The organism is Hydrobacter penzbergensis, from assembly GCF_900106985.1.
GTDB classification, from domain to species: Bacteria; Bacteroidota; Bacteroidia; order Chitinophagales; family Chitinophagaceae; genus Sediminibacterium; species Sediminibacterium magnilacihabitans.
On the sequence record NZ_FNNO01000010.1, the window covers coordinates 15,363 to 28,776 of the forward strand.

The following is a 13,414-nucleotide window of genomic DNA, read 5'->3' on the forward strand; positions in this document are numbered from 1 at the left end:
CAACCAGTAGGTTGCTGAAACAGACCTGCATCATTGTATTATGATAATGATCGTATCATAATGATAGTGTTTTCTCTTCCTATTTTTTCCGCATTAAATTTCTTTAATGCTGTAAAACCCTTTGCTGGTAATTTTTATGATATAAAAATATATATATAGATAACCTGCTGGCATAACATTGGCATTTCCTGAAATGACATAGATGACCGGTTTTATTATGTTCCTGTAAGGCTGTTCAAACCTTATAGCGGCTAACGATTTGCTTGTATCAACAAACAATAAAATTTAAACCATACTAACATGATCCGTAGCATTACCCTTAGAACGGTTTTATTAACTGCATTGGCACTTTGTTTTATGTTGTCTGATATACAGGCTCAAAAAGCAACCGATGGTATCAATAATAACCCTGCCGATTCCCTTAACACATCCACCAACCCTGCAGCATCGGGAGACCCGTTTGGTTTTGCTGATTTTTCCTGGGTGAATGGTAATAACCGCCAGGCTTCCAAGATTATCGACAATAAATATTTTACCGGCGACTTCACGTTCGACATGAATTATACCTATTCGAACAGGCATCCGATCGATAATACAGTGCTGGGCTCCACGGCCTTATCCAGGAATGAAGAATTCACGGTATCATTTGTAGGCGTAGGAGGCGATTTTCATTATAAGAATGTAAGAGGAAGGATCATGACCCAGTTTGGAACGCGCTCAACGGTTGTTCCACGGAATGATTACAGCGGTTACAGGGGTATGTACGACTTGCCCGATGCGTACAGATACCTCAGCGAAGCTTATGGCGGTTATCATTTTGATAAATGGCATGGTATCAATGTAGATATGGGAATATTCATGTCTTATATCGGCATGTTCTCTTATAACAATTTTGAGAACTGGAGTTACCAACCCTCTTATACTTCTGATAATACGCCCTGGTTCTTCAATGGCATACGGGTGCAGATGTTTCCGAGCGTTAAAACAAAAGTTGAATTATGGTTGATCAATGGATGGCAATCTTATGGCAAGTTCAACAAAATGCCCGGTCTCGGATTCTCTTATTTGCACAGACCCAATGGCAAAGTTTCTTTTATCTCCAATAACTATTTCGGAACGGATGTAGCAGGTATGCCCCATGTAAAGCGGATACATACCGATAATACATTCCAGCATATGTATTATAACAACCCTAAGGCATCTGGTATTAAAAGAGCAGCGTTCACTGTTACAGGAGATTTCGGTTTTCAATGGGGCAGTGATGAAGGCACTACGTTTACGCCTTTCGGAGATACTACTGCTTCCAACTTCATCAGTGGAATGGTATATAACAGGATTTGGTTTGGTAAGGATATGAAATGGGGATGGACCATCGGAGGCGGATTCCTGCATAATCCCAGCAGATACCTGGCGTTGGTGCCTCCCGGACAAGCCACTGATAAATTTGTTGCAGATGCTGTTCCCGGCGCTAAAATGGATGGATGGGATGGTTCAACCTGTCTTGATTACAATCCCAATGACTTTTTAACGATCAGACTGGAACTGGTGCACCGTTTTATGAACATCCCCTATTTCAATGGACCTGGCGGTGTTACCGGCCAAAACGGTTACCAAACGAACCCTGCATTAACGTTTAATCCTAATTCATATATACCCAATACGGGCTGGACGCCCGACCTGGTTAAATCAGAGACCAGGGGAATATTGGCATTGATTGTAAGATTTTAATCACTTTAAAAATACAAAGCCATGAAAACAATTAAATTATTACTGCTGCTTTGGATAGCAACAGTAAATATGGCAACAGCAGCATCCCAATCGGCTACCGGTAAAAAGGGAGTCTATCTTTCCCTGGAAGATTTTATCGGCCACCATGTTTCTTATGAAGGAAGTAAGAAGATCATCCTGAACAGGTTTTCAGGTGCTTCCAATATCAGGATCATTGAAAATGATCAGGCGATAAAACTTGAAAAAGATAAACTGTTCGGATATAGAGATAGCGATGGTCAGGACTTCCGCTTCTTCCATAACGAAGGGTATAAGATCATTGATCATGCAGGGCTGTTTATTTACACAGCTTATGCATCTTCAAGCGTGGAGAAAGGTAAAGGATGGGTAAAAAAAGACAGCTATTATTTCAGTGCCGGAGGAAACGGAACAATTTACCCGTTGACTATTGAAAACCTGAAAAAAGCTTTTCCGGAGAACCTCAAATTTCACGACTTGCTCGATGGCTTGAAATCAGAGGCGGATCTTGCCGGTTATGATGAATACAGGAAGATGGTAAAGGTCAATTATTTATATAAAATGTCTGTGAAAGCGCCTATTGAATAATTAAGATCCCATGTTGTTAAATGGACAGATTTTAATCATTGATGACGAACAGAAACTGAGATCGCTGTTCAACAGGATCATTTCTTTGGAAGGATATTCAGTAGCGGAGGCCCATGATCTGCTGTCGGCCAAAAAAATATTGCAGCGTCAACAGGTAGATGTCATCATCTGCGATGTACGATTACCCGATGGAAGCGGTGTTGAATTTGTGAAGTATATCAAAATGCAATACCCTGCCATTGAAATGATCCTGTTTACAGCATTTGTAGATATTGCAGATGGCATCCAGGCCATGAAAAACGGAGCTTTTGACTATGTAATAAAGGGGAACGACAACGATAAGATCATTCCGTTACTGGGAAAAGCAATTGAAAAAGTCCGTCTTCAGAAAAGACTGAGCAAGCTGGAAAAAGAGATCAAAATGGCCTATGGTTTTGATAATATTATCGGCCGCTCGCCATTGGTCATGCAAACCATTTCAGTGGCGAAAAAAATCGCACCGTCCGATGTATCGGTGTTGCTCCTCGGCGAAACCGGAACCGGAAAAGAATTATTTGCCAGGGCCATACATTCTCATAGTAACCGGGCAGACAAACCTTTTGTAGCCATTAACTGTAGTGCTTTCTCGAAAAGCTTGCTGGAGAGTGAATTATTCGGCCACAAAGCAGGGGCTTTTACGGGTGCTATAAAAGATAAAGTAGGCTTATTGGAGGAGGCACATGGCGGCACATTGTTCCTGGATGAAATTGGGGAAATGAATATAGACCTGCAAGCTAAACTCTTGCGGGTGCTGGAACAGAATGAGTTTATTAAAGTAGGCGATACCAAATCTGTAACGATAGATATCAGGGTGATTTCAGCTACAAACCGGAACTTATACCAGGAGGTACAAGCCGGTAGTTTCAGAGAAGATCTTTTTTATAGGCTGAATGTTTTCAGTATAAGACTCCCTTCATTATTAGAGCGAAAAGGAGATATACCGGTGCTGGCAAAATATTTTGTCGAGGTATTCTCAAAAAAAATGAATAAAAACATTCATGGTATGAGCAACAGTTTTATTGAAAAACTGCAAGCCCGTAACTGGAGAGGAAATATACGGGAGCTGAAGAATATCATTGAAAGAGCGGTCATTATGTGCGATGAACCATTTCTGGGAGAAGAACATTTATCAACCGATTTTCATATGCCTCTTGAATACGCTGCATCCATTGATAATGCACTTGACCTGGAAAGCATGGAAAGGCAGCACATACATAAAATATTACATCTCACAAAAGGAAATAAAATGGAAGCTGCCCGTTTGCTTAAAATAGGTGTAGCAACATTATACCGGAAAATCACAGCGTACAGAATCACTAATAATTAAAGAGACCACATCTGGGTATTCTTATCCGGGATGTAGTTTATGATTAACATACGGGGCCGGCTTTCCAGTTGGCCCCTCTTTCAACCATATTTACAATGAAGGCCTGAGGGTTAATGAAAAGGGAATGGGTACGTGGTCAATGGTATTGGAAGTAATGAGTTCTGCAGCCCTTTTTCCCATCATTTCAAAATCGGTTGATATAGTGGTGATGCCATTTAAAATGATCTTTTTCATTTGAGATTCATTATAAGAGATCACTCCTACATGCTTTCCTACCTTCAACTTCGTAACAAGGATCTTTTCAATTAAGAGAACAAGATCCGAATCCATCAGGCTCAGGTACACGTTTCCTTCCTTGATGGGCTCGTTCTCTATTGTATGAATGACCTTATAGCTGAAAGCATACTGTTGGCAAAACTTATAAAACCCTTTTAAGATCTCCTGCGGAAAATAACTGTCTTTAGGAAAGATGATCTTTATCGTATGGTATTTACTGAGTTGGGGCAATGCCTGCTCCAGTGCACAATATATATCACTTTCAAAATCTTCGTACACTGAAGAAAAATTTCCCTGAACACCAGGTAGTAATTTATCCAGCAGGATCAGTTTATCTGTTGGGATCGTATTGATGATCTCGTGTGCATGTTCACCTCCTTCGATGAAATGTGGGATGATCACGTAATGGGTATAGTCGCGCTTGGCATTTTGGATCAACCGTTTAAAAAAGCCGTAATCATTATTATAGATATAGAAATCAATGGAGGCAATATCTATGAGAGAATCTGCGAAAGCATCATACACCACTTTTTTGTGCGGACTCAATTTGTTAAAAAGCAGGAATATTTTCAGTTCTCTTTTTATATCGACCTTATTAATAAAATATCCTTTACCCGGAACCGAACCCAGCAAACCAATTTCCTTTAAATATTTATAGCCTTTTTCGGCAGTATCCCTGGATATTTCAAACTCGAAACTCAAATCATTGATAGAAGGAAGTAAATCATCTTTTTTTATTATACCATCGGTCACTCCCTTGATAATTGCATTCGCCAATTGCAAATACTTTGGGGTAGCAGAAAAGTAGTCGATCGAAATGAGTTTTAAAAGCGAATTTCTTTTCATGCTTTTATAAAGTTCATTCTAAAAGTATGATTTTTTTATAAACCCGGCTTATGTAGGCTAGTAGCGGATTTGCGAAGGGATCAAAACATGATGGTGCATGATGGAATCTTTTCTGTTATTACTAATTTTAAAGATCAGTGATATTATGCAGCTGAACAAAGAGGTTTTCTATTTGCCATAAGCCTGCGTTTAATCTTATGGAGGCAGGATGGATCAGGATGTATGAACGCAGTCTGGAAGCTATATTAGGACCTCTTTTTTATCTTGTATATCCTGTTTCAGGTAATAAAACCGATTGCATACAATGTTCAAAAGAATCATTGCTTCCATTATGATGCTGTCTGTTGTGCAAGGTTATGCTCAACAATGGCCTGCCATCAATAAAGAAACAAAACCATGGACGCGCTGGTGGTGGATGGGTAGTGCAGTGGATAAAGCCGGACTTGACCGGCAGCTGAAACCCTTTAATGAAGCGGGTTTCGGCGGAGTGGAAGTGGTGCCCATTTACGGCGCTATAGGATACGAGAAAAAGTATATCAACTATTTGTCGCCGCAATGGATGAAAATGCTTGACTATACGGTTAGCAAAACGGCGTCGTTCAATATGGGGGTTGATATTTCTGTAGGAACCGGCTGGCCCATCGGCGGGCCACAGGTGAGCATAACGGATGCAGCAACAAAAATGATCGTTCAAACTTATACACTGAAAGCCGGAGAAATGCTTAAAGACAAGATTGTATTGAACGATGGTAAACAAAAGGGCCTGCCTGGTGTATTCCTAAGTACTGTTACCGCTTATGATGAAAATGGCAAATCGGTTGTGATAACCAACCATGTTTTACCGGATGGGAGCTTGCAATGGCAACCTCAAATGGGTAACTGGAAGATTTTTGTCTTGTTTGTTGGGAAAACGCGGCAAATGGTCAAGCGTGCCGCAGCCGGTGGCGAGGGTTATACATTGGATCATTTCTCTTCCAATGCGAGTATAAATTATTTTAAAACATTCGATACGGCTTTTGGAAACTCCAATCATGGCGTTCGTTCTTTTTTTAATGACAGTTACGAAGTGTATAATGCCGATTGGACCGCCGATTTTTTTAATGAGTTTGTGAAAAAAAGAGGATACGATCTGAGGCCCTATATCAAACAACTGGTTGTAAAATCGGATGATGAAATTACTGCGCGGGTTAAATCTGATTACCGGGAAACGATGAGTGATTTGATGCTGCAGCATTTTACGAAGAAATTCACTGATTGGGCGCACAGCAAAAAAGCGTTAAACACCAACCAGGCTCATGGCTCTCCCGGAAATTTGCTGGATTTATATGCAGCAGTTGATATCCCGGAATCTGAAACATTTGGCAGCTCTGCGTTCAACATACCAGGATTGAGGAGAGACAGCGAAGACATCCGGAATGTAGATCCCGACCCCAACATGCTGAAATTTGCCTCTTCTGCCGCGCATGTTACTGGAAAGAAATTGACTTCCAATGAGACCTTCACCTGGCTCACCGAACATTTTAAGACATCCTGGAGCCAGTGCAAGCCCGAAGTAGAACAGGTTTTTTTGGCGGGAATCAACCATGTATTTTATCATGGAACCACTTATTCACCTGTGGATGCGACATGGCCGGGATGGCTGTTCTACGCATCAGTGAATTTTGTGCCTAACAACAGCTTATGGCCGCATTTGAAAGGATTGAATGAATACATAACAAGATGCCAGTCTGTTTTACAGAGCGGGGAACCAGATAATGAAGTGTTGGCTTATTGGCCCGTATATGATAGCTGGTCGGCTACCGAAGGCCTGGATATGCCATTTCAAGTGCATGATATCGATGTCTGGCTGCATCCCACAGCATTCTATAAAAACCTTACCCATTTACAACGTCAGGGGTATTCATTCGATTTTTCTTCAGACAGGATGTTAAAAGAAGCAAGCGTCGAAAACGGGAATATAAAAATTTCACTAAAGGGAGCTGCATACAAAACATTGCTTGTTTCAAGTTGTAAATACATGCCTGTATCTACTTTTGAACAGATCCTCCGGTTGGCTAAAGAAGGTGCAGTGATTGTATTGCAACAATTCCCGGAAGATGTGCCAGGTCTGGGTAACTTGGAAAGCAATAGAAAACGGTTAAAAGAATTGATGACTTCTGTTGCCGCTGTGCAGAAAACCAACGGCATTAAAGAAGCTTTTGTAGGAAAAGGACGCATCATCATCACGGGAGATGTTGAAGAGGCACTTAAATTTGTAAAGATTAATCGCGAAACGCTTACCGACCAGGGGTTGAAGTTCACCAGGAGAAGAATCAATAATGGTAAATACTATTATATTGTTAATCACACGCCTAAGATCATTAATGACTGGATTTCGTTAAATGCCAGGGCCGAAGCTATTGTCTTGATGGATCCGCAAACGGGAGAAACAGGACTTACTTCATTTCGTCGACAGGAAAACAATGTGCAGGTCAAACTGCAATTGCAACCCGGCGAAGCCATGATCGTTAAAGCCACCCATAGTGTGGCCAACACAAAGAGATGGCATTATTTGTCGGCTCAACAAAACGCTATTGTATTGAACAATGATTGGAAATTACATTTTACCGATGGAGGTCCGTTCATCCCGGTAGATAGAACAATGAAACGATTGCAACCCTGGACCAGGTTCACCGAAGATTCAACAACGCAATATTTTTCGGGTTCCGCTGTGTATTCAACCAGCTTCCAATTAAACACCAAGACGGCAGACGATTATTTTTTGCAATTGGATCAATTGTATGAGAGCGCAAAAATAAAGATCAATGGAAAAGATGCCGGTATTATCTGGAGCATTCCTTTCAAACTGAAAATAGGTCAATATTTAAAAGCAGGTAAAAACACCATTGAAATAGAAGTTTGCAACCTGATGGCTAATCGCATCCGTTATATGGACAGGCATCGGCTGGAGTGGAGGAAATATCATGAAATAAATTTTGTAAATATCAATTATAAAAATTTCGATGCTTCCGATTGGAAAGTCCAGCCATCTGGATTGGGCGGAGCCGTAAGGATCATTCCTGTAAACTATTCGAAATGATTTTTTTTCGATAAAACAATAATTCAATCAACCAGGCTTCTATCTGTGCAGATGAAGAAAGCACCCCTTATATTGCAACCTAATGGAATAGAACTTCAAATAATACAAACAGCCCGCCATATGAGATCAATACTCTTTTTTTGTTGCATCAGCTTTTGGTGCCTGAATGCAACATCGCAACAGGCAAAATCCTTTCATGCAGACAAAAAATTGTTGTCTGCCATTGATAAGAATTTCAAAGACGCTGCCGCGCAGTATAAACTGCTGACGGCAAAACTCCCGGAACAAAAATTTCCCAAAACCTATTTCCCAACAAAGGATCAGTATGAATTCAGTTCATCCGGTTGGTGGTGCAGCGGTTTTTACCCGGGAACATTGTTGTATCTGTATCAGCAAACAAAGGACACGGCTTTATACCATGCAGCGGAAAAAAGTATGCATTTCCTGCAAAAAGAACAGTATAATGCCACTACCCACGACCTGGGTTTTATGATGTATTGCAGTTTTGGTACTGCTAATAAGATAAGCTCCTCTCAGGAGAACATTGATATTCTCATGAACAGCGCCCGTTCTTTGGCAACGCGCTATAACGCACAGGTAGGTTGTATTAAATCCTGGGACCGCACCAATTGGAAATTCCCGGTGATCATAGATAACATGATGAACCTGGAATTGCTTTTCTGGGCTACCCGTCAATCGGGCGATTCCTCTTTTTATAAAATAGCTGTGTCGCATGCCAACACTACTATGAAAAATCATTTCCGCCCTGATTACAGTTCTTACCATATGGTGAACTATGATCCGCAGACCGGTGCTGTCATTGCCAGGAAAACAGTGCAGGGTTATGCAGATGCTTCTGCCTGGGCACGTGGACAGGCATGGGGATTGTATGGTTATACGGTGATGTATCGTGAAACAAAAGATACAACTTACTTGCACGAGGCAGAACATATCGCCGATTTTATTTTGAACCACCCCAACTATCCGGCAGATGGCATTCCTTACTGGGATTTCAATGCGCCGGATGTACCCCATGCTTTGCGGGATGCTTCGGCAGCGGCCATCATGGCATCGGCATGGATAGAATTGTACCGATATACAGACAGGCAACGGGCTAAAAAATACCTGTCAGCAGCGGAGAAAGTGCTCAGGACATTGTCTACCGATATGTATAAAGCGAAGGCAGGAGAAAACGGCGGTTTTATATTGAAACATGGTGTTGGTCACATGCCCAATAAATCCGAAGTGGATGTGCCATTGACTTATGGAGACTATTATTTCGTTGAGGCGATGGTACGGTATAAAAAAATAGACAGTGGTTTGTTTGTAAGGAATTGAAATGAACTCAATTTTATTCATTTTAAAGTGGGGATATTCTGATTAAATGTTATATTCAGCAGTCGAAGATTATATGTTTAATACGCTATATACTAAAACCCTATGTCATTTAACGAAGAAGAAAGAGTTTGGACACTATCCCAGTTCGATATTGATTACCTGGAAATTTCGGATTCATTTAAAGATTTAACAAGACTGGCTGCAAAGATCGCCGGAACAGATATTTCGTTGATCAACCTGATAGATTCTTATACCCAATGGACCATCGCCAATTATGGTCTCAATATAGAGCAAATGCCCAAAGAAGAATCTGTTTGCCAGTACACCATCAAGGTGCCTCAGCGGTTTGAAGTAAAAAAGTTATCTGAGGATGAACGTTTCAAAAAAAAGTATTATGTCGCAGGCGAGCCTTATGTTGACTATTATTTCGGTGTTCCCCTGACTACCAGTGGTGGTTTTAATTTAGGCGCTTTATGTGTCTTGGATAAAGCAGAAAAAGAATTGTCGCCTGAAAAAATTGACCTACTGAAAATAGTAGCGCGCGAAGTAGTGAGCAGACTTGAAACACTCAAAATCATTCGGGAGTTAAAAAGCAGCGCAGAGTTAGCTAAATATAACCAACAAAAGGTAGCCCATGACATAAGGGGGCCACTGGCGGGAATCATAGGACTAACCAAGATAATCAACGAGCAATCGCAAGACCTGTCTAAAGAAGAAGTGCTGGAATTTGTACAGATGATTTACAAAGCCGGCAACTCTCTGCTGGATCTTTTAAGTGAAATTTTGCGACAGGAAGACAGAGCCGAAATGAATAAACAACAGTCTAGAAAGGAGGCATACACCATAAAGTCTTTAAAAAATAAGCTGGAACAATTGTATAGTCCGCAAGCCCACAATAAAGACATTGTTTTAAAAATCCAAATCGATGCTTCATCGAATACAGATGTCCATTTTCCAAAAAATAAAATAACACAGATTATTGGCAATCTGGTTACCAATGCCATAAAATTTACACCGGCCGGTGGGAAGGTAGAAGTAGGCCTATGTCTTACTATAGGTAAAGATTTACATAACAATTTGAAGATCGTTGTCAGTGATACGGGAATAGGACTTACAGATTCCGAAATATTGAAAATACTAAATAAAGAAAAAGAATCCACAGCAGGTACGGAAGGGGAAGCGGGTTTCGGTTTTGGCCTGCCACTGGTAAAACGATTAGTAGATGATCTTAAGGGAGAAATGCAGATCGTTTCTTCGCCAGGAAATGGTACAACCTTTACTGTTACTGTTAATGTTGAGAGAATATAACACATTTGTTCAATGTATATGCGTGTATTAACTGCCTCATTGTAGACGTTGCGCAGTAGTATAAAAAAAATACAATGGCAACAATAAAACTTGGATTAAGAGAGAACTGGCGACAGTTTACCCTGCTGATGATCATCAATGCCTTTGTAGGTGGCAGGTCAGTACGGACTCCGGCCCTATCCTTTTTACCTGGGTGTATTCCGGCTCTGGAGAGATTTAGGTTATGCCATTGGCGCCATCATTACGGGCATCATTGCCGATGCCATTGGAATGAATGCTTCCATTGTTTTTATAGGCAGCCTGACTTTTGTTTCTTCGTTGATCATTTATTACAGGATGAAATGCAATGATGATGATCTTTTGAAGATAAAAGAGTGGCTGAACAATAGATTGTTTGCCAGGCATTATTAGAAAGAGATAGTACCTTGCTGAGAGAATTCTTGTTCCATTCAATCGTAAAATCTATTGTATGTTAGAGATTATAAAACAGCCCTGGCCCTGGTATGTTTCAGGCCCGCTGATAGGGTTAATGGTGCCGCTGCTTTTATTACTCGGCAACAAAGCATTTGGTATCTCCTCGAGTCTCCGGCATGTTTGTGCGGCCTGCTTTCCGGCCAACATTCCTTTTTTCAAATACAACTGGAAACAGGAAGTATGGAATTTGTTTTTCGTAGCAGGTATTGCGATTGGCGCTTTTATTACCTGGCAATGGCTGTTCGATTATAACAGCATCCACCTGAACCCTAAGCTGCTGAATGAATTGAACAGTTATGGAATTACCGATTACAAACAGGTAATACCCCATGAAGTAGTAAACTGGCAAGGATTGTTCACGCTGAAAGGATTTGTGTGTATCATAGGCGGAGGTTTTTTAATTGGTTTCGGAACACGTTATGCCGGTGGCTGCACTTCCGGTCACGCCATATCCGGACTTTCCAATTTGCAATGGCCTTCATTGGTAGCCACCATTAGTTTTATGACGGGCGGATTCGTAGTTGCTAATTTTATTTTACCGGTTATTTTAAAAATCTAATGATGGAAAATACTGTTGCTTACAATACGAAAGAAACTACCAGGAATGCAACACAAGCAACAAGCACTGTTGTTATTAACCTGAAATTCTTATTGGCTGGGATCTTCTTTGGTTTCCTGTTGATCAAGAGTGAAGTCATATCCTGGTTCAGGATACAGGAGATGTTCCGCTTTCAGAGTTTTCACATGTTTGGCATCATCGGCTCCGCCATTATGGTTGGTATGATTTCTATTTTCCTGATAAAAAAATTCAACCTGAAAACTATTAACGGAGAACCCATTGCAATAGCGCCAAAAAAGTTCAATAAAGGAATGATCTATGGAGGCTTGCTTTTCGGCTTTGGCTGGGCAATTACTGGCGCCTGTCCGGGCCCGCTGTTTGCACAAATCGGCAGTGGCGCCACAGTGGTTATTATAACATTGTTGAGCGCCATAGCGGGAACCTGGACCTATGGAAGGTTCCGGGAAAAATTACCACACTGATAATATAGCTACTCTAATGCAGGATTGTCAACGATAGAAGCTTGGAATTTTTTAGTAAATTTATTCTCATGTACACGACCAGCCAAATATTGACCATTTTAAAAGAGAAAAAGGCATACTTGCAAGGCAAGTATCCGATTTCTGAATTGGGCGTTTTTGGCTCTTATGCAAGAGGGGATTTCAACGAGCAAAGTGACATTGACATTCTCGTTGATTTCAATGAAAGGATCGATGGGTTTGAATATATACGACTTGCCCACGAATTGGAGGACACATTTAACCAGAAGGTTGATATCGTTTCCCGCAAAGGCATAAAGCCTCAATACTTACCTTATGTAGAGAAAAGCCTTATCCATGTCTGAACGTAATCTATCCTTACTACTTACAGATATTAAGGTTTCAATTGAAAAAATTCTGGAGTATACAGCAGGAATGACTTTTGAATCTTATGAGGCTGATTCAAAGACAAAAGACGCAGTAGAAAGAAATTTCGAAATTATTGGAGAAGCTGCATCGCGAATTACCGATGATTTTAAAAAGCTACACCCCAGTGTTGAATGGCGTATTATAAAAGGACTTCCGGAATTTTATTATTCACGAATATTTTGGCATCAATAATCAGATTGTTTGGGACACCATTCAATACCGTTTGCCGGATTTGTTGCAAAAGATTTCAAGTTTAATTTCGACCAATTAACAGGACTTAAAGCTAGTACTACTTCCGCCCAAATATTTCTCCTGCAAAACGACCGAAAAGTTTCTCTTATTTAGCTTCTTTTAGAGGAATATTATAGCTTCCAACAACGGGAATAACCACATTGTTGGTGTTTTTAAAATTACAGGAAAAATTCCCTTTCACAATATAAGTTACGTAAGTAGCCGTTGAATCTCTTTTTGTAATACTTGTTATATTATTTACCACATTGGCTGGCGCTAATACTGTGTTGCTAAAAAGGCTGGGAATGCTATTATCTATCAAGCCAATCACTAAATCACCATTACAGCCACTCGTTGAAAGCAATAAACCCCCATCAAAAATTCTATGAGGACCCGGTTTAATGGGAGCAAAATCAAGATTGTTGCTGTAATGTTTAATATAACAGTCTAAATAATAAGCATCTACATTTATCTGACCAATATTTGTTATGTTGTAACTTTTATTTGACACACAACCCTGCTGATTAGGCAAAACAAATGTTGATACAGAACTTGTTGAATACTTTACATTCTGTATGTATGCATTTAAAAAGTAGGGAGAACTTACATTGTTATCGCTTGTTTTGCCACAGGCAACTGACACAACGGAAAATATTAAACCGTATACTAAATATCTTTTCATAGTTTGATTATTT

General features: G+C 40.4%; 14 protein-coding genes. 12 read left to right on the forward strand and 2 right to left on the reverse strand.

The window, feature by feature from the left end; genetic code table 11:
• The first annotated feature begins 300 nt into the window (after window positions 1-300).
• The 3 genes from BLU98_RS11550 to BLU98_RS11560 are packed head-to-tail and all read left to right on the forward strand — an operon-like array spanning window position 301 to window position 3,700.
• Window positions 301-1,728 carry an outer membrane beta-barrel protein gene (locus BLU98_RS11550; RefSeq protein ID WP_092724209.1) on the forward strand — a complete coding sequence of 476 codons (1,428 nt, stop codon included), beginning with the start codon at window positions 301-303 and terminating at the stop codon, window positions 1,726-1,728.
• Window positions 1,729-1,749: 21 nt separating this feature from the next.
• Window positions 1,750-2,334 carry a hypothetical protein gene (locus BLU98_RS11555; RefSeq protein WP_092724211.1) on the forward strand — a complete coding sequence of 195 codons (585 nt, stop codon included), beginning with the start codon at window positions 1,750-1,752 and terminating at the stop codon, window positions 2,332-2,334.
• A 10-nt stretch (window positions 2,335-2,344) separates the two neighbouring features.
• Window positions 2,345-3,700 (forward strand): sigma-54-dependent transcriptional regulator, encoded by a 1,356-nt coding sequence (locus BLU98_RS11560; protein ID WP_092724213.1) that lies wholly within the window; start codon window positions 2,345-2,347, stop codon window positions 3,698-3,700.
• A 90-nt stretch (window positions 3,701-3,790) separates the two neighbouring features.
• On the opposite strand, the gene BLU98_RS11565 is transcribed toward BLU98_RS11560, so the two are convergent.
• Entirely contained in the window at window positions 3,791-4,822 is a 1,032-nt protein-coding gene (locus BLU98_RS11565) for a GntR family transcriptional regulator (protein WP_092724215.1), read from the reverse strand.
• Window positions 4,823-5,126: 304 nt separating this feature from the next.
• On the opposite strand from BLU98_RS11565, the gene BLU98_RS11570 reads away from it, so the two are divergent.
• From BLU98_RS11570 to BLU98_RS18100, 9 genes are all read left to right on the forward strand, one after another.
• Window positions 5,127-7,901, forward strand: a complete 2,775-nt coding sequence (locus BLU98_RS11570; RefSeq protein WP_092724217.1) for a glycosyl hydrolase — start codon at window positions 5,127-5,129, stop codon at window positions 7,899-7,901.
• A 120-nt stretch (window positions 7,902-8,021) separates the two neighbouring features.
• The gene (locus BLU98_RS11575; RefSeq protein ID WP_092724219.1) at window positions 8,022-9,239 is read left to right on the forward strand and encodes a glycoside hydrolase family 88 protein; all 1,218 of its coding nucleotides are present in this window, start codon (window positions 8,022-8,024) and stop codon (window positions 9,237-9,239) included.
• A 102-nt stretch (window positions 9,240-9,341) separates the two neighbouring features.
• A complete protein-coding gene (locus tag BLU98_RS11580; RefSeq protein ID WP_092724221.1) occupies window positions 9,342-10,547 on the forward strand; it encodes a GAF domain-containing sensor histidine kinase in 1,206 nt (401 codons plus the stop codon).
• A gap of 150 nt (window positions 10,548-10,697) precedes the next feature.
• Window positions 10,698-10,958, forward strand: coding sequence for a hypothetical protein (locus tag BLU98_RS17850; RefSeq protein ID WP_092724223.1), 261 nt, complete (start codon window positions 10,698-10,700; stop codon window positions 10,956-10,958).
• 58 nt (window positions 10,959-11,016) lie between these two features.
• Entirely contained in the window at window positions 11,017-11,580 is a 564-nt protein-coding gene (locus BLU98_RS11590) for a YeeE/YedE family protein (RefSeq protein ID WP_092724225.1), read from the forward strand.
• A gap of 2 nt (window positions 11,581-11,582) precedes the next feature.
• Window positions 11,583-12,062 (forward strand): DUF6691 family protein, encoded by a 480-nt coding sequence (locus BLU98_RS11595; protein WP_257574928.1) that lies wholly within the window; start codon window positions 11,583-11,585, stop codon window positions 12,060-12,062.
• 68 nt (window positions 12,063-12,130) lie between these two features.
• A complete protein-coding gene (locus BLU98_RS11600) occupies window positions 12,131-12,424 on the forward strand; it encodes a nucleotidyltransferase family protein (RefSeq protein ID WP_092724388.1) in 294 nt (97 codons plus the stop codon).
• Window positions 12,417-12,680: a HepT-like ribonuclease domain-containing protein gene (locus BLU98_RS11605; protein ID WP_257574929.1), complete on the forward strand. Its 264-nt coding sequence runs from the start codon at window positions 12,417-12,419 to the stop codon at window positions 12,678-12,680. The genes BLU98_RS11600 and BLU98_RS11605 overlap by 8 nt, the downstream gene beginning before the upstream one ends.
• Before the next feature lie 4 nt (window positions 12,681-12,684).
• Window positions 12,685-12,759, forward strand: coding sequence for a hypothetical protein (locus BLU98_RS18100; RefSeq protein ID WP_371937902.1), 75 nt, complete (start codon window positions 12,685-12,687; stop codon window positions 12,757-12,759).
• Window positions 12,760-12,825: 66 nt separating this feature from the next.
• On the opposite strand, the gene BLU98_RS11610 is transcribed toward BLU98_RS18100, so the two are convergent.
• The gene (locus BLU98_RS11610; RefSeq protein ID WP_092724229.1) at window positions 12,826-13,401 is read right to left on the reverse strand and encodes a hypothetical protein; all 576 of its coding nucleotides are present in this window, start codon (window positions 13,399-13,401) and stop codon (window positions 12,826-12,828) included.
• Window positions 13,402-13,414 lie beyond the last annotated feature (13 nt).